Genomic DNA, 18,551 nt, shown 5'->3' with positions numbered 1-18,551 from the left:
AAAACCGCACTGCCATCACGGCGTGCGGTTTTTTCTTTAGGCCTCATGCAAAGTCGTCATTTGAAAAAGGAGAGTGCTGTGTCGCGTAGACGCGTCGTAGTCACCGGTATGGGTATGTTGTCGCCACTGGGCACGGATGTGCCGAGCAGTTGGCAGGGCATTCTGGCTGGCCGCAGTGGCATTGGTCTGATCGAACACACCGACCTTTCTGCCTATTCCACCCGTTTTGGCGGCTCGGTAAAGGGCTTCAATGTCGAGGAATACCTGTCGGTCAAGGAAGCTCGCAAACTCGACCTGTTCATTCAGTACGGTCTGGCTGCCGGTTTTCAGGCTGTTCGTAATGCCGGTCTGGAAGTCACCGACGCCAACCGTGAGCGCATCGGCGTGGCCATGGGGTCGGGTATTGGCGGTCTGACCAATATCGAAGAAACCAGCCGCACCCTGCATGATTCCGGCCCACGACGGATTTCTCCGTTTTTCGTGCCTGGCTCGATCATCAATATGATTTCCGGTTTCCTGTCCATCCACCTGGGTGCACAGGGACCTAACTACGCCATCGCCACTGCGTGTACCACAGGTACGCACTGCATTGGCATGGCAGCCCGCAACATCATGTACGACGAAGCCGATGTGATGATTGCCGGTGGCGCCGAGATGGCAGCTTGCGGTCTGGGCATGGGCGGCTTCGGTGCCTCCCGCGCACTGTCGACCCGCAACGACGAGCCAACCCGCGCCAGCCGTCCATGGGACAAGGGCCGTGATGGCTTCGTCTTGTCCGACGGAGCCGGCGCTCTGGTGCTTGAAGAACTGGAACACGCCAAGGCGCGGGGCGCGACCATCTATGCCGAGCTGATCGGTTTCGGCACCAGTGGCGATGCCTACCACATGACTTCGCCTCCCGCCGATGGCGCCGGTGCTGCCCGTTGTATCACCAACGCCTTGCGCGACGCCAAGATCAATGGCGATCAGGTCCAGTACATCAACGCCCACGGCACCTCGACCTCGGCCGGCGACCTTGCCGAAGCCTGTGCGATCAAGTCGGTGTTTGGCGATCACGCCTACAAGCTGGCCGTCAGTTCGACCAAGTCCATGACCGGCCACTTGCTCGGTGCAGCGGGCGCAGTCGAGGCGATCTTCAGCGTGCTGGCGATCAACAGCCAGGTGGCGCCACCGACCATCAACCTCGATGAGCCGGATGAAGGCTGCGACCTCGATTTCGTGCCGCATACCGCACGCAACATGGATATCGATGTGGTGCTGTCCAACTCCTTCGGGTTTGGCGGTACCAACGGCTCGCTGGTGTTCCGCCGGTTCGCTGACTGATGGACAGCTGGGTCGACGGTCAGCCGGCTGACGCTTTGTCGCTGAAAGATCGCGGCCTGGCTTATGGTGATGGCCTGTTCGAAACCATTGCCGTGCGTGGCGGGCAACCGTTGCTGCTGGACCGACATTTGTCGCGTCTGGCCGATGGCTGCTCACGGCTGGCGATTACTGCCGATCACGAGCTGATCCGCAGCGAGCTGCTGACCTATGCCGTCGCACTGGGTGAGGGCGTGCTCAAGCTCATCATCACCCGCGGCGACAGTCTGCGCGGTTACGCTCCCGATCCTTCGGCTCAGGCCCGACGTATTCTGCAAGGCAATCCTCCCGCTGCTTATCCTGCCGTTCATGGCGAGCAGGGCGTTCGCCTGTTCCCCTGTGCGACACGACTGTCCAGGCAGCCGCTGCTTGCCGGTCTCAAACACCTGAACCGTCTGGAGCAAGTGATCGCCCGCGCGGAATGGCAAGATGCCGAACACGCCGAAGGCTTGATGCTCGATCAGGCGGGTCGCGTGATCGAAGGCGTGTTCAGCAACCTGTTCCTGATCCGCGATGGCGTGTTGATCACGGCTGATTTGAAGCGCTGCGGCGTCGCCGGTGTGATGCGTGCCGAATTATTGTTTCAAGCCGAGTCGTTGGGGATCCCCACGCAAACCACCGACATCAGCCTTGATCAGCTGCAATGGGCTGATGAAGTCTTTGTCTGCAATAGCGTGTATGGCGTTTGGCCGGTGCGCGCCTATGCTGCGCTGAGCTGGTCGGTTGGGCCGCTCACCCGTAAACTCCAAACCATTGCCCGCGCGCTACTGGATGCTTGATACGTGAGACGTAAATTCTTGCTACTGCTGGAAACCGGATTGGTTCTGGCAGGGCTGTGTCTGGGCGCCTCCGCCTGGAAGATTCATACGGCGCTGAATCAGCCGCTGAACATCACTCAGGAAGAACTGCTGGAAGTGCCCAAAGGCACGACACCGACCCGCACTTTCTATCGACTCGAAGCCGATGGCGTCATCAAGGACGCTTTCTGGTTGCGTGTGTATTGGCGTTTCAATCTGGCCGGACAACCCTTGCACAAGGGTGAATACCGCATGCAGCCCGGCATGACCGTCGAAGGGCTAATCGACCTGTGGAAGCGTGGGGACATCGTTCAGTACAGCCTGACCCTGGTCGAAGGCTGGAATTTTCATCAGGTCCGGGCCGCATTGGCCAAGGATGAAAAACTCGAGCAGACCCTCAACGGCTTGAGCGATAGCGAAGTGATGACCAGGCTCGGCCACACCGGGATCTTTCCCGAGGGCCGGTTCTTCCCCGACACCTACCGCTTCGTGCGCGGCATGACCGACGTCGAACTGCTGAAAAAAGCCTACGATCGCCTCGACGAAGTCCTGGCCAAGGAATGGGAGCAGCGCGCCGCGGATGTGCCGTACACCGAACCCTATCAGGCGCTGATCATGGCCTCGCTGGTGGAAAAGGAAACCGGCGTGCCGCAAGAGCGCGGGCAGATTGCCGGCGTGTTTGTGCGGCGCATGGCGATGGGCATGATGCTGCAGACCGATCCGACGGTGATCTACGGCCTCGGTGATCGCTACAGCGGCAAATTGACCCGTGCCCATCTCAAGGAGCCCACACCGTACAACACCTACATGATTTCAGGCCTTCCGCCGACCCCGATTGCCATGGTCGGCCGCGAAGCGATCCATGCCGCGTTGAACCCGGTGGCGGGCAACAGCCTCTACTTTGTCGCTCGCGGTGATGGCAGCCACGTTTTCTCTGATGATTTGGATGCTCACAATAGTGCGGTGCGGGAGTTCCAGCTCAAGCGGCGTGCCGATTATCGTTCGAGCCCGGCACCGGTCCCGGCGCCAGAAACCCTGAATGGTGAGGCGCCGGACGCCGAGGCGCCGATTCCGGCCGCTTCGCCCAACCCCGATCCCGAGGCTGTGCCGCCCGTAGCGCCGCAAGACCCTGCTGCGGCACCCGCTGCGGAGCCTCAACCCGAACCTGTGCCCGAGCCGGAAGCACCGGCTGCGCAAAGCACGCAATGACTCTGATTAAGGACCGCCTGTGACTGGCTTGTTTATTACCCTGGAAGGCCCGGAAGGCGCCGGCAAGAGCACCAACCGCGAATACCTGGCCGAGCGCCTGCGCGCCGCTGGTATCGAGGTAGTGCTGACCCGCGAGCCGGGTGGTACGCCTTTGGCCGAGCGGATTCGCGAAGTGTTGTTGGCGCCGGTTGATGAAGTCATGAACCCCGACACCGAGTTGTTGCTGGTGTTTGCCGCGCGTGCCCAGCATTTGGCCGAGGTGATTCGCCCGGCGCTGGCCCGCGGTGCGGTGGTCTTGTGTGATCGTTTTACCGATTCGACCTACGCCTATCAGGGCGGCGGTCGCGGTTTGTCGCTGGAGCGCATCGCGGCCCTGGAGACGTTTGTCCAGGGTGATTTGCGCCCGGACCTGACGCTGATCTTTGATCTGCCTGTGGAAGTGGGTCTGGCCCGCGCCAGTGCTCGCGGTCGCCTGGACCGTTTCGAACTCGAAGGCCGGATCTTTTTCGATGCCGTGCGCAGTGCGTTCCTCAAGCGCGCTGAAGCTGACCCGGCGCGTTATGTCCTGGTCGATGCCGCTCAGCCACTGGCGCAGGTTCAGCTGTCGCTGGACGCCTTGCTGCCACGTCTGCTGGAGTTGACCCGTGGCTGAAGCCTATCCGTGGCAGGACAGCCTCTGGCAGCAATTGGCCGGTCGCAAGCAACATGCCCACGCCTATCTGCTGCATGGCCCTGCCGGGATCGGCAAGCGGGCGCTGGCGGAGCGGTTGATGGCCAGTCTGCTGTGCCAGCGTCCGACCGCACAGGACGCCTGCGGCGAATGCAAATCCTGCCTGCTGCTCAAGGCCGGCAGCCACCCCGACAATTACATCCTGGAACCGGAAGAAGCCGACAAGGCGATCAAGGTCGATCAGGTTCGAGATCTGGTCAGCTTCGTGGTCCAGACCGCGCAGATGGGTGGGCGCAAGGTGGTGTTGATCGAGCCGGTCGAGTCGATGAATGTCAACGCTGCGAACGCCTTGCTCAAAAGTCTTGAAGAACCGTCCGGCGATACCATTCTGCTGTTGGTCAGCCACCAGACCAGTCGTCTGCTGCCGACCATCAAGAGTCGCTGCGTGCAGCAGGCCTGCCCGCTGCCGAGCGAAGCGATGAGTCTTGCCTGGCTGGCCAAGGCCCTGCCGGACAGCTCGGAAGAAGAACGTATCGAACTGCTGACCCTGGCGGCTGGCTCCCCGCTGGCCGCGGTCAAGTTGCAGAACCAAGGCGTGCGCGAGCAGCGAGCGCTGGTGGTCGAAGGTGTGAAGAAGTTGCTCAAGCAGCAACAATCGCCGACGCAGTTGGCCGAAGAATGGAAAACCGTCCCGCAGTTGCTGTTGTTCGACTGGTTTTGCGACTGGTCGAGTCTGATCCTGCGCTATCAATTGACCCAGGATGAAGAAGGCCTGGGGTTGACGGACATGCGCAAGGTCATTCAATACCTGGCTCAGAAAACCGCCCGGGATAAAGTCTTGAATATCCAGGACTGGATCCTCGCCCAGCGTCAGAAGGTCATGAGCAAAGCCAACCTGAATCCGGCGCTGTTGCTCGAAGCGTTGCTGGTGCAATGGGCATCCTTGCCTACCCAGAAGTGATCGTCTGCGCCTAGACTCTGATCAACAGCAATGGAGGTCAGCATGAATGAAGCCGTCAATCCGGGGCCGCGCAACGGCATTTTGTCCCTGACCATCAAGGACAAGTCCGTGCTTTATGCGGCCTACATGCCATTCATCAAGAACGGTGGGCTGTTTATCCCGACCAACAAAAGCTACAAGTTGGGCGACGAGGTGTTCATGCTGCTAAACCTGATGGATGAGGCCGAGAAGATTCCGGTCGCCGGCAAGGTTGCCTGGATTTCCCCCAAAGGCGCCCAGGGCAACCGGGCGGCTGGGGTCGGCGTACAATTCAACGACGGCGACAACACGGCGCGTAGTCGAATCGAAACCCATCTGGCCGGAACCCTGACGTCCGACCGTCCCACTCATACGATGTAAGTTGCAGCCCTTTTATGCTCGTAGATTCCCATTGTCACCTCGATCGTCTTGACCTTGCCGCCCACGACGGCTCCCTGGATGCCGCCCTCGATGCGGCTCGTGCGCGCGGGGTAGGGCACTTTCTGTGTATCGGCCTCAGCGTCGAAAATGCCGCGGAGGTCAAAGCCCTGGCTGAACGGTATGACGACGTCGACTGTTCCGTGGGCGTGCATCCACTGGATGTACAGCCGGGAGCCGCGCCGGCGCTGGATTGGCTGTTGCGTGAGCTCAATCATCCCCGTGTCGTGGCAATTGGTGAAACCGGTCTGGATTATCACTACGAGCCGGAAGCGGCAGAGTTGCAGCAGGAGTCGTTTCGCTTGCACCTGCAAGCCGCCCGGCAAACCGGCAAACCGGTGATCATCCACACCCGAGGCGCCCGAGCGGATACGCTGAGTCTGCTGCGCGAGGCGGCGTTGCCTCAGGCGGGCGTGCTGCATTGCTTCACGGAAGACTGGGACATGGCCAAAGCTGCGCTGGACATGGGTTATTACATTTCCCTGTCCGGCATTGTCACTTTTCGCAATGCCGATGCGTTGCGTGACGTGGCCAGCAAAGTACCGGCTGATCGGTTGCTGGTGGAAACCGACTCGCCGTATCTCGCGCCCATCCCTTATCGGGGCAAACCTAACCTGCCGCAGTACGTACGCGAGGTTGCGGAGTTTCTGGCAATGTTGCGGGGTGAGTCCTATGAGCGATTTGCCGAGCAGACCACTGAAAACTTCAAGCGGCTGTTCCCTCTGGCGCATGTGAAAGGCTGAATCGCAGGCAAAAAAAACCCGGGTTCTGGGGGGTGAATCCGGGTTAAGACCATTAGGAGTAAAACAAAGGCACGCGGTCCGTTGGTACCTATATCGACGCGACACTTGGGGGAGATGCCCCGCCGACAGTTCAAGTATTGATCAGTATTGCGCCGAGTCCAGTTTACCGGCCCCGGTTTTTAAACAATTTTGGAATACGGCCGCTTCAGAAGAGTTCTCATCAACTGGCGAACCTGTGTGAAATGATCAAGAAACACAGATATGGTCGGATGATCCGTGCATTTTTGCGCAAGTTAGGCATAATACGCGGCTTCGAATTTTGACCCCAACAGACCTTTTCTTATGCATAAAGAACCTCGTAAGGTCCGTGAGTTTCGTCGCCGCGAGCAAGAAATTCTCGATACCGCGCTCAAGCTGTTCCTCGACCAGGGTGAAGACAGTGTCACCGTCGAGATGATTGCTGATGCCGTCGGTATCGGCAAAGGCACGATTTACAAGCATTTCAAATCCAAGGCGGAGATCTATCTGCGCCTGATGCTCGACTATGAGCGTGATCTGAACGAGCTGTTGCATTCGGCCGATGTCGACAAGGACAAGGAAGCGCTGTCCCGGGCCTACTTCGAATTCCGCATGCGCGATCCGCAACGCTATCGCTTGTTCGATCGCCTGGAAGAGAAGGTGGTCAAGGGCAACCAGGTGCCGGAGATGGTCGAGGAGTTGCACAAGATCCGCGCCTCGAACTTCGAACGCCTGACCTTGCTGATCAAAGGCCGGATCAGCGAAGGCAAGCTTGAAGACGTGCCGCCTTACTTCCATTACTGCGCATCCTGGGCGCTGGTGCACGGCGCGGTGGCGCTGTATCACTCGCCGTTCTGGAGCAATGTGCTGGAAGATCAGGAAGGTTTCTTCCAGTTCCTGATGGATATCGGCGTGCGCATGGGCAACAAGCGCAAGCGCGATACCGACACGCCGAGCAGCTGAACCATTCAGTTGCCTTATTGCGCCATGATTTCGCTATATGGCGCAGTATCTCAGGAATATACTCAGGCATGGGACTTGCTAAAACTTGATTTGTGAGTCAAGTTTTACGCGTTCGAATTCCTTTCGCCGGAGTGCTCCATGATCGTTGATCGTCAAGGCAGGCGTTTCCGCAATTTGCGGATCAGTCTGACTTCAGCCTGCAATTACGCCTGTACCTACTGCGTGCCCAACGGCAAGCGGCTGGTGGCTGCGCAGGATGAACTGTCGGCCGAGGCCATGGCACGCGGCGTGGCGTACCTGATCGAAGCGGCGGGCATCGAGCGCTTGCGCATCACCGGTGGCGAGCCGCTGGTCAGCCCTAAACTCGAAGCCTTCATGACCGCCGTCGGCAAGATGGGCCTGGAAGATATCAGCCTGACCACCAATGGTCAGCTGCTGGCGAAAAAGCTGCCGTTGCTGGTGGACGCCGGCATCCGTCGCATCAACGTTTCCCTCGATACCCTGGATGCTGGCGCGTTCCGCAGCATTGCCCGTGGCGGCGATCTGGCGACCGTGCTCGACGGTATGGACCAGGCCAAGGCGGCCGGCCTGAAAATCAAGGTCAACATGGTGCCTCTGCGCGGGCAAAACCTTGATCAGGTGATGCCGCTGCTCGATTACTGCCTGGAACGTGGCTATGAATTGCGCTTCATCGAGTTGATGCGCATGGGCCACCTGGCCAGCGACAACAACGCCTTCCTGCAGCGGTTCGTCAGCCTTCAGCAGTTGCTGAGCCTGATTGGCGAGCGCTACGAGTACCTGCAAGCCGATGCGCCCGTAGACGCCACTGCCGTGCGCTACGAAATCCCGGGACTGGGGCATTTTGGTGTGATTGCCAATGAAAGCGTTCCCTTCTGCCGGACTTGCTCGCGACTGCGCCTGTCATCCACCGGTTGGCTGCATGGCTGTCTGTCGTCGAGCAACCGCCACTATGTCGGCGATCTGTTGGACAAGCCGCGCCATCAGGCATTGCCGGCGTTGCAGCGCCTCTTGGTGAAAGCCTTGGGGGACAAGCAGGAAGTGGCGTTCTCCGGTGGTGCGACCGTCATGAAGATTATTGGCGGCTGAACCGGCCTGTGGCGAGGGAGCTTGTCGGATCGCCGCACCGTCCCGCTGGGGCGCGAAGCGGCCCCGAATTATCAAAGTCACCGCATTCCTCAGTATTTACGACTGCTACGCAGCCGCGGACGGGAGCAAGCTCCCTCGCCACAAGTCGGCATAATCCATCTGAAATATCTGGGAGGCCGAGCTGGCGCGGAAGCTGCATCCCATGGCCATTCGCCGGTTTTCCGTCACCGGCCTCTGGAGGGTAGGATGCGTAGCCTGGTTTTGCTGCTGGCCGTTTTGGCGCTTGGTGGCTGCATGAATGTCAGCGATATGGCTGAAGGAACTCGCTACCACATGAGCGATGCAGGGCTGCTGGATCACAGCGACAGTCGTCGGGTGAACAACCTGCGCATCCAGCCGGATTCGTTCATCTACATCGCCCAAGGTGCCTTCGCACCGCCGGGCAGTGCCTATCCGCGACCGAACGTGGTCGCTGAAGAAGCCTTCAATGGCTTCATTGAATACTTTCCGATGGTCCGCCGCGCCCGCACTCCCGAAGGCCTCGACCAGGCCATGGGCGAAGCTCGCGCCGCCGGTGCCCATTACTTGCTTTACACGCGATTCGCCAAGGCGGATGACCGTATCGGTAACTCGGATGAATGGCTCGATCAGGAGTACGTGGATCGCCTCGGCATCGACAGCGGCGTGATTCAGATCATGTTGATCGAGACCAGCACCCAGTATTTGATTGATACTGCACGTATCAAGAGTCGTGGCGGTTTACTGACGTTCCACGATAACAAGCCACAAGACCTGATTGGCCCGCCGCTGGAGCAATACGCGCGCAGCCTGATCGGGCTCAGCGACCAGTAATTCAAGGAGAACGCCATGAGTGGCCCGCAAAAAGCCAACGACTTGTTGGGGCAAATCCCCAAAACCAAAGGCTTGCCGCCGGTCCACCTGTGGAACCCTGACTTCTGTGGCGACATCGACATGCGCATCGCCCGCGACGGCACCTGGTTTTACTTGGGGACGCCGATCGGACGCAAGCCGATGGTCAAGTTGTTCTCCACCATCATCCGCCGCGATGGCGATGATTATTTCCTGATCACCCCGGTCGAGAAAGTCGGCATCAAGGTTGATGATGCGCCGTTTGTGGCGATCGCTGTGGACGTGGAGGGCGAGGGCGAAGCACAGGTCTTGCGCTTCACCACTAACGTCGACGAGACCACGGAAGCTGGCACTGAACACCCGATCCGCGTGGTGATCGATCCGGACACGCAAGAACCAGCGCCGTATGTGCATGTGCGCACCAACCTCGAAGCCCTGATCCATCGCAACGTGTTCTACCAATTGGTGGAACTGGCCGTGACCCGCGAAATCGACGGGCAACGCTGGCTTGGTGTGTGGAGCGGCGGCGAATTCTTCCCGATAGGTCTCGAGCCGTAAATCGTACAAATGTGGGAGCGGGCTTGCTCGCGAAGGCAGAGTGTCAGTCGACATCACAGTTGAATGATCCACCGCCTTCGCGAGCAAGCCCGCTCCCACATTCGTTTTGTGTGTCGGCTCGGAAAAATCAAATTGACACCCAATCGTATGATGATTAGCGTGGGCATCCATCGCGAACGGCTTTGTGCCGTTCCTGTATCGAGGTGTCCATGTCCAGCAGTTTTCATGCGTCGACTGTCAATTGGCTGGGTTGCTGGATAGCCGCAGGCCAGGTCAGGCCCGGTGAAACCATCAAGGTCGAAGCCGACCTGGGTGAGCAGCTCGGTGTCAGTCGCACGGTCATTCGCGAAGCCATCAAGACCCTGGTCGCCAAAGGCATGCTCGAAGTCCGGCCGAAGGTCGGCACGCGGGTGTTGCCGGTGCGACGCTGGAATCTTTTTGATCCGCAGGTCGTGGGCTGGTTGTCGCGCAGTGGCTTGCCGGAAAACTTTGTCGACGACTTGCTCGATCTGCGCCGCACCATCGAACCGATGGCCGTGCGCTGGTCGTGCGAGCGCGCTACCGGCGAACAGGTTCAGGCAATATTGCAGGCCTACAACGCGCTGGAGCGGGCGGTTGACAGCGGCATCGATTACAACCACGCCGACCAGATCTTCCACGAATGCATTCTCGCCGCGAGCCACAACCAGTTCATCGAACAAATGGTCCCGGCCCTTGGCGCGCTGCTGGCGGTGTCTTTCGAAGTATCCGCCGCCGACCCGGACGAACTGCGCCGCACGCTGCCGATTCACAAAGACATGGCCGATGCCATCGCCGCCCGGGATGCCGCGCGGGGTGTCTGGGCCTGCATGACCCTGATCGATAACGCGGACCTGGCGATCAAACGCTTCTACCCAAAAGTCATGGCCGACAAAAAAGCCAGCTGACAATAAAGAACCCTGTGGGAGCGGGCTTGCTCCGGGCGGCGTTCCGACGAAAGCGGTTTAGCATTCAGCGACAAGGTGCCTGACACACCGTTATCGCGAGCAGGCTCACTCCCACATAAAGCAGCAAAGCAGGAGGTTTCATGACGTGGAATGCGGTTACCGGACACCGTGCGCAACTCGGCGAAGGCCCATTCTGGGATGCGCAGACCCAAGCACTGTACTGGGTAGACATCGCCGGCAAGCAAGCCTTGCGGCTGATCGGTGCCAACGTGCAGATCTGGGAAATGCCGGAACACGTCTCTGCGTTCATCCCCTGCGAAAGCGGCGATGCGCTGGTGACATTGAGCAGCGGCGTCTATCGGCTGGACCTTGAATCGCCAGGACTCGAACCGCGCCTGACCTTGCTCTGCGTCGCCGATCCGCAACCCGGCAATCGCGCCAACGAAGCCCGCTGCGATGCACAGGGCCGGCTCTGGCTCGGCACCATGCAAAACAACATTGGTGAAAACGGCGAAGACCTGCCCATCGTGCGTCGCTCCGGCGGCCTGTTTCGCATCGACCGCGACGCCCGTGTCACACCGCTGCTTCGCGGGCTGGGCATTCCCAATACGTTGTTGTGGAGCGAGGACGAGACCACGCTGTTCTTCGCTGACAGCATGGACAAAACGTTGTACCGCTATTTCGTCCATACCGACGGCAACCTGGACACGGCGTACGTCTGGTTCGGTCCCCATGAGCGAGGCGGCCCGGACGGCTCGGCGATGGATGCCGAGGGCTTCATCTGGAACGCCCGCTGGGATGGCAGTTGCCTGATCAGGCTGACACCGGACGGCTACGTTGACCGCGTGATCGAACTGCCGGTCAGCCGCCCCACCAGTTGCGTGTTCGGCGGCGAAGATTTGAAAACCCTGTACATCACCAGCGCCGCGAGCCCGCTCAACCATCCGCTGGACGGGGCGCTGCTGTCGATTCGAGTCGATGTGCCAGGAAAAACCTGCACTCGCTTTGCTGGATAAATCCCAAAATATGGGATGTAAAATTATATATTGAGATTATTTGGTGGTCGGGTTTATAGTCGGCCATCAGTTACAGGCACTCACACTTAAAAAAACAAAACAGGTGAAGTGATGCAGCGATTTTCCAACAAGTCTTTTGACCGGACATCGACAGATGCCCGGTTTTTGTCGTCTGTGCAAAAGGGGGCCCTGATCCATGGCTGAACCCCTCACCTTGCCACCCGTGCCCGAACCGCCCAGAGGCGAACGCCTGAAAAACAAGGTCGTGCTGCTGACCGGCGCGGCGCAGGGAATCGGCGAGGCAATCGTCGCCACTTTCGTGTCGCAGCAGGCCAAGCTGATCATCAGCGATGTCCAGGCCGAGAAAGTCGAGAAAGTCGCGGCGCACTGGCGGGACAAAGGTTTTGATGTTCAGGCGATCAAGGCCGACGTCTCCCGGCAACAGGATCTGCACGCGATGGCCAAATTGGCAGTCGAACTTCACGGACGAATCGACGTGTTGGTCAACTGCGCCGGGGTCAACGTGTTCCGTGACCCACTGGAAATGACCGAAGAAGACTGGCATCGCTGCTTCGCCATCGACCTCGACGGCGCCTGGTATGGCTGCAAAGCCGTGCTGCCGCAAATGATCGAGCAGGGCATCGGCAGCATCATCAATATCGCGTCGACCCATTCCACGCACATCATCCCGGGTTGCTTCCCGTACCCGGTGGCCAAGCACGGCTTGCTCGGCCTGACCCGCGCGCTCGGCATCGAATACGCGCCAAAGGGCATTCGTGTTAATGCGATCGCGCCGGGCTACATCGAAACCCAACTGAACGTCGATTACTGGAACGGTTTTGCCGACCCCCACGCCGAACGTCAGCGGGCCTTCGACCTGCACCCGCCGCGCCGTATCGGGCAGCCGATGGAGGTAGCAATGACCGCCGTATTCCTGGCCAGCGATGAAGCGCCGTTCATCAATGCCTCGTGCATCACCATCGATGGTGGTCGCTCGGTCATGTATCACGACTGAATAAAACCGGATTCAGACGCAGAGTTCCGTCTGAAATCCAATCATCATACGATATGACTATTGCGGTACCAGCTTTCAAAATAACGCTCAAAAAAAATAACAAGGAGTCAGCTTATGAATCGTCGTCGTGGGATCCGTTCCCTGTGCTGTGCCGCTCTGGCGGTCACTGCGGTCAGCCTGAGCAGTTCGCTGCTGGCGGCCGAGGAAGTGAAAATCGGCTTCCTGGTCAAGCAGGCGGAAGAGCCCTGGTTCCAGACCGAATGGGCATTTGCCGAAAAGGCCGGGAAAGAGAAGGGCTTCACCGTGATCAAGATCGCCGTGCCTGACGGCGAGAAAACCCTCTCGGCCATCGACAGCCTTGCTGCCAACGGCGCCAAGGGGTTCGTGATCTGCCCGCCGGACGTCTCCCTCGGCCCGGCCATCATGGCCAAGGCCAAGCTCAATGGCTTGAAAGTCATCGCCGTCGATGACCGTTTCGTGGATGCCAATGGCAAGTTCATGGAAGACGTTCCGTACCTCGGCATGGCGGCGTTCGAAGTCGGCCAGAAGCAGGGTGCGGCGATGGCCACCGAAGCGAAAAAACGCGGTTGGGACTGGAAAGACACCTACGCGGTGATCAACACCTTCAATGAACTCGACACCGGCAAGAAGCGCACCGACGGTTCGGTCAAAGCCCTGGAAGACGCCGGGATGCCGAAAGACCACATCCTGTTCTCGGCGCTGAAAACCCTCGACGTGCCGGGCAGCATGGACGCCACCAACTCGGCCCTAGTGAAACTGCCGGGCGCGGCGAAAAACCTGATCATTGGCGGCATGAATGACAACACCGTGCTGGGCGGCGTGCGCGCCACCGAAAGCGCCGGTTTTGCTGCGGCCAACGTGATCGGCATCGGCATCAATGGCACCGACGCCATCGGCGAGCTGAAGAAAGCCAACAGCGGTTTCTTCGGTTCGATGCTGCCAAGCCCGCACATCGAGGGTTACAACACCGCCAGCATGATGTTCGAGTGGGTCACCACCGGCAAAGAACCACCGAAGTACACCGCGATGGACGACGTGACGCTGATCACTCGCGAGAACTTCAAGCAGGAACTGGAAAAGATCGGCCTGTGGAACTGAGGGCTGGTTGATTTCATCGGCAGCCCTGGCGACGGGGCTGCCTGATCTGTGTGATGAGGTGGTTTTATGCACGCGCAAGTACAGACACATAAGCACAGCGTCGGCGGCAGCCTGCGCTTCAACGGGATCGGCAAGACCTTTCCCGGGGTGAAGGCGCTGGATGGCATCAGTTTCGTCGCGCATCCGGGGCAGGTTCACGCCTTGATGGGCGAGAACGGCGCCGGCAAATCGACCCTGCTGAAAATCCTCGGCGGTGCCTACGCGCCGAGCAGCGGCGACCTGCAGATCGGCGAGCAGACCATGGTGTTCAAGTCCACCGCCGACAGCATCGGCAGTGGCGTAGCTGTGATTCATCAAGAGCTGCACCTGGTCCCGGAAATGACCGTGGCCGAGAACCTGTTCCTCGGTCACCTGCCGGCCAGTTTCGGCCTGATCAATCGTGGCGCGTTACGACAACAAGCGCTGGCCTGCCTCAAGGGCTTGGCCGACGAAATTGATCCGCAGGAGAAAGTCGGGCGCCTGTCCCTCGGCCAACGGCAACTGGTGGAAATCGCCAAGGCGTTGTCCCGTGGTGCGCATGTGATTGCCTTCGACGAACCCACCAGCAGCCTGTCGGCGCGGGAGATCGATCGCTTGATGGCGATCATCGGGCGACTGCGCGACGAAGGCAAAGTGGTGCTTTACGTGTCCCACCGCATGGAGGAAGTGTTCCGCATCTGCAACGCGGTGACGGTGTTCAAGGACGGCCGCTATGTGCGCACGTTCGAGGACATGAGCGAACTGACCCACGACCAACTGGTGACGTGCATGGTCGGTCGCGACATTCAGGACATCTACGATTACCGCAGCCGCCAACGTGGCGCGGTGGCGCTCAAGGTTGACGGTCTGCTGGGGCCGGGCTTGCGTGAACCGGTAAGTTTCGAGGTGCACAAGGGCGAGATTCTTGGGTTGTTCGGCCTGGTCGGTGCCGGTCGTACCGAGCTGTTCCGGATGCTCAGCGGGCTGACGCGCAACACCGCCGGACGCCTGGAACTTCGAGGTCATGAGGTGAAACTGCGTTCCCCTCGCGATGCGATCGCGGCCGGGATTCTGCTGTGCCCCGAAGACCGCAAGAAGGAGGGCATCCTGCCGCTCGCCAGTGTCGCCGAGAACATCAACATCAGCGCACGCAGCGCCCACTCTACGTTCGGTTGCCTGTTGCGCGGCCTGTGGGAGAAAGGCAACGCCGACAAGCAGATCAAGGCGCTGAAAGTGAAGACGCCCAGTGCCGAGCAGAAAATCATGTACCTGTCCGGCGGCAATCAGCAGAAGGCCATTCTCGGCCGCTGGCTGTCGATGCCGATGAAAGTCCTGCTGCTGGACGAGCCCACTCGTGGCATCGATATCGGGGCGAAAGCCGAGATCTACCAGATCATCCATAACCTGGCCGCCAGCGGCATTGCGGTGATCGTGGTGTCCAGCGACCTGATGGAAGTGATGGGCATTTCCGACCGCATCCTGGTGCTCTGCGAAGGCGCGATGCGCGGCGAGTTGTCTCGCGCAGAGGCCAATGAATCCAACCTGCTGCAACTGGCTTTGCCGCGCCAACGCGCTGACGGCGTGGCGAACTGAGAGGTGACTATGACAATCCAAAACAACGCTCTGCCGACCCAGCGCAAACCTCTGGACTTGCGGCGTTTCCTCGATGACTGGGTGATGTTGCTGGCGGCCGTCGGGATCTTCGTGGCCTGCACGCTGCTGATCGACAACTTCCTGTCGCCGCTGAACATGCGCGGCCTGGGCCTGGCGATTTCCACTACCGGGATTGCCGCGTGCACCATGCTCTATTGCCTGGCGTCCGGGCATTTCGACTTGTCAGTGGGTTCGGTGATTGCCTGTGCCGGCGTCGTCGCGGCCGTGGTGATGCGCGACACCGACAGCGTGTTTCTCGGCGTCAGTGCCGCACTGGTGATGGGGCTGATTGTCGGGTTGATCAACGGCATCGTGATTGCCAAGCTGCGGGTCAACGCGTTGATCACCACGCTGGCGACCATGCAAATTGTTCGTGGCCTGGCTTACATTTTTGCCAATGGCAAAGCGGTGGGCGTGTCGCAGGAGTCGTTCTTCGTCTTCGGTAACGGCCAGTTGTTTGGCGTACCGGTGCCGATCCTGATCACCATCGTGTGCTTCCTGTTTTTTGGCTGGCTGCTGAACTACACCACCTACGGGCGCAACACCATGGCCATCGGTGGCAACCAGGAAGCGGCGTTGCTGGCCGGGGTGAACGTTGACCGGACCAAGATCATTATCTTTGCCGTGCACGGTGTGATCGGCGCATTGGCCGGGGTGATTCTGGCGTCGCGCATGACCTCGGGTCAGCCGATGATTGGTCAGGGTTTTGAGCTGACGGTGATCTCGGCGTGCGTGCTGGGCGGGGTGTCGCTGAGCGGCGGGATCGGCATGATCCGGCATGTGATTGCCGGGGTGTTGATTCTGGCGATTATCGAGAATGCGATGAACCTGAAGAACATCGACACCTTCTACCAGTACGTGATTCGCGGTTCGATCTTGCTGCTGGCCGTCGTCATCGACCGCCTGAAACAGCGCTGACACCGATTTATACCTGTGGGAGCGGGCTTGCTCGCGAAAGCGGTCTGTCTGGCACTTGGATGTTGGATGTGCTGATCCCTTCGCGAGCAAGCCCGCTCCCACAGTTGATTTATGTCGCGCACAGATTTTGTGTTCTCCGCAAATCCCATGTGGGAGCCTGCTCGCGATGACCGCGCAGCGGTCACCTCTCCTTCTGTCACCTCCCTTAAATATTCCTTGCTCGCCCCCGCCCGTTTCGGTTATCAATTTGTACATGATTAGACAGGTACGATTTGACAAGAAACAACGGGTGGTCGACGAACTCATCCGGCGCATCGAAAGCGGCCTCATGGAGGACGGCTTTCTGTTGCCGGGCGAGCATCAGTTGGCTCAAGAATTCAAAGTCAGCCGCGGCACGCTGCGCGAGGCCCTTGCCGAGTTGAAACGACGCAACTACATCGCGACCCAAAGCGGCGTGGGCTCCATCGTCACCTTCGACGGCATGGTGCTCGACCAACGCAGCGGCTGGGCGCAGGCGCTGGCCGACAGCGGGGCGCTGATCAATACCGAAGTGCTGCGGCTGGAGGCCGTCACTCGGCCGGACCTGATGTCGCGCTTCGGAACCGACCAGTTCATCACCCTTGACCGACGCCGCCGTTCCAACGACGGCAAGCTGGTTTCCCTCGAACGCTCATTGATGCCCGCCACCGGAGGCCTGGAAAGCCTGCCGCGTGTCGGCCTGATCGACAACTCCCTGACCATCACCCTGGCCGCCTACGGCTACATCGGCGAACGCGGTAATCAATGGATCGGCGCAGAACCCTTGAGCGCTGAAGACGCCGAGTTGCTCGGGCGCCCGGTCGGCACGGTTTTCCTCAAAGCCTTGCGCACCACCTACGACCGGCAAAACCGCTTCATGGAGCAGGTCGAAAGCTTGCTCGACCCGGTGCACTTTCGCCTGCACCTGCAATTTGGAGAATCAAAATGACCGCGCTCGACCGTGCGTTGGGCGCGTTCTACGGACTGGCCCTGGGCGATGCGCTGGGCATGCCGACTCAATCCCTGAGCCGCGCCGACATCAAGGCGCGCTTCGGTGCGATCACCGACTTGCAAGACGCCGGCCCCGATCAACCGATTGCCGCCAACATGCCCAAGGGCTCGATCACCGATGACACCGAACAGGCGATTCTGGTCGGTCAGTTGTTGGTGGACGGTGAGGGCCGGATTGAACCGGCCGTGCTCGCTCAACGGCTGATCGACTGGGAAGCCGAGATGCAGGCCAAGGGATCGCAAGACTTGCTCGGGCCTTCGACCAAACGGGCGATCGAAATGATCGTCGCCGGCCATTCACCGGAAGAAGCGGGGCGCTACGGCTCCACCAATGGCGCGGCGATGCGCATCACTCCGGTGGGCATCGCCGCGGATGTCACCAACCCTGAGCGGTTCATCAAGGCCGTGGTGCAAGCCTGCCAGGTTACTCACAACACCACGCTGGGGATTTCCAGCGCTGCAGCAGTGGCGGCGGTGGTTTCGGCCGGTATCAACGGCATGGACCTGGGCGAAGCCTTGAACCTCGGCCAGCAAATCGCCCAGCAAGCTGAAAGCCATGGCCACTGGGTCGCGGGCGGACGGATTGCCTCGCGCATCAGCTGGGCGCGCACCATCAGCGTCGACAGTGACAAGGCGTTGCTGGCGGATTTGCTGTACGACGTGATCGGCACTTCGGTGGCTTCCCAGGAATCGGTGGTGGTCTCGTTTGCCCTGGCGCAACAAGTGGCCGTCGGTGAAATGAACGCTTTCGAAGCGGTGTGCATGGCCGCGAGCCTGGGTGGTGACACCGACACCATCGCGGCGATACTCGGCGCGATGCTTGGGGCCTGTCTGGGGCTTGGGAGTTGGCCGGTGGAGATGATCGAAAAAATCAAAGCCGTTAATGATCTGGAGCTGGAGCCTTTGGTGCGGAGACTTCTCGCCCTGCGTTGACTGGACTGGCGCCTTCGCGAGCAAGCCCGCTCCCACACTTGATCTGTGCCATGCACAAGATTTGTGTACACAGGAGACCCTGTGGGAGCGGGCTTGCTCGCGAAGGTTGCGCCGCTTATTTGAATTGATAACCCCGCAATGGATCGCACGGACTTGGCCAGGATAGCCGGGCTGTTGTTTTCGTCTTCCGTCATTGCCCACAACCACAACAAA

Annotated in this window: 19 protein-coding genes; all 19 read left to right on the top strand. The window is 59.9% G+C overall.

All coding sequences use genetic code 11. The features are described 5' to 3' along the window. Window positions 1-78: 78 nt before the first annotated feature. A complete protein-coding gene (gene fabF / locus ACA072_RS21065) occupies window positions 79-1,323 on the top strand; it encodes a beta-ketoacyl-ACP synthase II (RefSeq protein ID WP_010461853.1) in 1,245 nt (414 codons plus the stop codon). After that, window positions 1,323-2,138, top strand: a complete 816-nt coding sequence (pabC, locus tag ACA072_RS21060; RefSeq protein ID WP_497620334.1) for an aminodeoxychorismate lyase — start codon at window positions 1,323-1,325, stop codon at window positions 2,136-2,138. Before fabF ends, pabC begins: the two co-directional genes overlap by 1 nt. Before the next feature lie 3 nt (window positions 2,139-2,141). Further along, on the top strand, window positions 2,142-3,365 hold the full coding sequence (gene mltG / locus ACA072_RS21055) for an endolytic transglycosylase MltG (protein WP_497620333.1): 1,224 nt from the start codon (window positions 2,142-2,144) through the stop codon (window positions 3,363-3,365). A gap of 19 nt (window positions 3,366-3,384) precedes the next feature. Beyond that, window positions 3,385-4,017: a dTMP kinase gene (gene tmk, locus ACA072_RS21050; RefSeq protein ID WP_497620332.1), complete on the top strand. Its 633-nt coding sequence runs from the start codon at window positions 3,385-3,387 to the stop codon at window positions 4,015-4,017. Continuing rightward, window positions 4,010-4,996: a DNA polymerase III subunit delta' gene (locus ACA072_RS21045; protein ID WP_497620331.1), complete on the top strand. Its 987-nt coding sequence runs from the start codon at window positions 4,010-4,012 to the stop codon at window positions 4,994-4,996. The genes tmk and ACA072_RS21045 overlap by 8 nt, the downstream gene beginning before the upstream one ends. A gap of 42 nt (window positions 4,997-5,038) precedes the next feature. Beyond that, window positions 5,039-5,395, top strand: a complete 357-nt coding sequence (locus tag ACA072_RS21040) for a PilZ domain-containing protein (protein WP_497620330.1) — start codon at window positions 5,039-5,041, stop codon at window positions 5,393-5,395. 14 nt (window positions 5,396-5,409) lie between these two features. Beyond that, a complete protein-coding gene (locus ACA072_RS21035; protein WP_497620329.1) occupies window positions 5,410-6,195 on the top strand; it encodes a TatD family hydrolase in 786 nt (261 codons plus the stop codon). A 342-nt stretch (window positions 6,196-6,537) separates the two neighbouring features. Beyond that, entirely contained in the window at window positions 6,538-7,176 is a 639-nt protein-coding gene (locus ACA072_RS21030) for a TetR/AcrR family transcriptional regulator (RefSeq protein WP_008152317.1), read from the top strand. Window positions 7,177-7,314: 138 nt separating this feature from the next. Then, on the top strand, window positions 7,315-8,283 hold the full coding sequence (locus ACA072_RS21025) for a GTP 3',8-cyclase MoaA (RefSeq protein WP_497620328.1): 969 nt from the start codon (window positions 7,315-7,317) through the stop codon (window positions 8,281-8,283). A gap of 246 nt (window positions 8,284-8,529) precedes the next feature. Further along, window positions 8,530-9,135, top strand: a complete 606-nt coding sequence (locus ACA072_RS21020; protein ID WP_438657882.1) for a DUF4823 domain-containing protein — start codon at window positions 8,530-8,532, stop codon at window positions 9,133-9,135. 15 nt (window positions 9,136-9,150) lie between these two features. Then, window positions 9,151-9,711, top strand: coding sequence for a DUF1285 domain-containing protein (locus tag ACA072_RS21015; RefSeq protein WP_497620327.1), 561 nt, complete (start codon window positions 9,151-9,153; stop codon window positions 9,709-9,711). Between the two features lie 209 nt (window positions 9,712-9,920). Beyond that, window positions 9,921-10,637: a FadR/GntR family transcriptional regulator gene (locus tag ACA072_RS21010; protein ID WP_497620325.1), complete on the top strand. Its 717-nt coding sequence runs from the start codon at window positions 9,921-9,923 to the stop codon at window positions 10,635-10,637. A gap of 140 nt (window positions 10,638-10,777) precedes the next feature. Then, a complete protein-coding gene (locus ACA072_RS21005; RefSeq protein ID WP_497620324.1) occupies window positions 10,778-11,653 on the top strand; it encodes an SMP-30/gluconolactonase/LRE family protein in 876 nt (291 codons plus the stop codon). A 196-nt stretch (window positions 11,654-11,849) separates the two neighbouring features. Further along, window positions 11,850-12,668, top strand: coding sequence for an SDR family oxidoreductase (locus ACA072_RS21000; protein ID WP_497620323.1), 819 nt, complete (start codon window positions 11,850-11,852; stop codon window positions 12,666-12,668). Window positions 12,669-12,782: 114 nt separating this feature from the next. After that, a complete protein-coding gene (locus ACA072_RS20995) occupies window positions 12,783-13,787 on the top strand; it encodes a substrate-binding domain-containing protein (RefSeq protein ID WP_497620321.1) in 1,005 nt (334 codons plus the stop codon). A 66-nt stretch (window positions 13,788-13,853) separates the two neighbouring features. Next, window positions 13,854-15,398: an L-arabinose ABC transporter ATP-binding protein AraG gene (araG, locus tag ACA072_RS20990; protein WP_497620319.1), complete on the top strand. Its 1,545-nt coding sequence runs from the start codon at window positions 13,854-13,856 to the stop codon at window positions 15,396-15,398. A 9-nt stretch (window positions 15,399-15,407) separates the two neighbouring features. Beyond that, window positions 15,408-16,376 (top strand): L-arabinose ABC transporter permease AraH, encoded by a 969-nt coding sequence (gene araH / locus ACA072_RS20985; RefSeq protein ID WP_438658493.1) that lies wholly within the window; start codon window positions 15,408-15,410, stop codon window positions 16,374-16,376. Window positions 16,377-16,629: 253 nt separating this feature from the next. After that, window positions 16,630-17,343: a GntR family transcriptional regulator gene (locus ACA072_RS20980; RefSeq protein WP_497620318.1), complete on the top strand. Its 714-nt coding sequence runs from the start codon at window positions 16,630-16,632 to the stop codon at window positions 17,341-17,343. After that, window positions 17,340-18,338 (top strand): ADP-ribosylglycohydrolase family protein, encoded by a 999-nt coding sequence (locus ACA072_RS20975; RefSeq protein ID WP_497620317.1) that lies wholly within the window; start codon window positions 17,340-17,342, stop codon window positions 18,336-18,338. The genes ACA072_RS20980 and ACA072_RS20975 overlap by 4 nt, the downstream gene beginning before the upstream one ends. The last annotated feature ends 213 nt before the right edge of the window (window positions 18,339-18,551 follow it).

It is taken from the genome of Pseudomonas sp. LBUM1656 (assembly GCF_059716065.1).
The sequence above is the reverse complement of the archived record's forward strand: the minus strand, read 5'-3'. Positions and strand labels throughout refer to the sequence as shown.